Below are 499 nucleotides of genomic sequence, written 5' to 3'. Positions count from 1 at the left end.
AGCAGGTCTTATCTAATTTACTGAGTAATGCTCTCAAATTTACTACCGAGGGGGCAGTAAAAATTACGACCTCCCTGGGTCACATTGATGACAACCACGCTGTTATCAAAATGACGATTATGGATTCTGGAAGTGGATTATCGCAGGAAGAACAACAACAACTGTTTAAACGCTATAGCCAAACAAGTGCAGGTCGTCAGCAAACAGGTTCTGGTTTAGGCTTAATGATCTGCAAAGAATTAATTAAAAACATGCAGGGCGATTTGTCATTAGAAAGTCATCCAGGCATAGGAACGATATTTACGATCACAATCCCGGTAGAAATTACCCAACAAGTGGCGGCTGTCGAGGCAAAAGCAGAACAACCTATAACACTACCTGAAAAGTTGAGCATATTAATCGCGGATGATCATCCGACCAATAGGCTATTACTCAAACGCCAGCTAAATCTATTAGGATATGATGTTGATGAAGCCACTGATGGTGTGCAAGCGCTACA

Annotated in this window: 1 protein-coding gene; it reads left to right on the top strand. The window is 41.7% G+C overall.

Annotated features, from left to right (window positions below; all coding sequences use genetic code 11):
• Positions 1-20 precede the first annotated feature (20 nt).
• A partial coding sequence (locus AC3DEV_RS16775; RefSeq protein WP_488372830.1) for an ATP-binding protein occupies positions 21-499 on the top strand: 479 nt, incomplete at its 3' end.

Source organism: Dietzia sp. IBK-p2-15D, from assembly GCF_057773105.1.
Note: the sequence above shows the minus strand (reverse complement) of the source record. Positions and strands in the feature narration are given on the sequence as shown.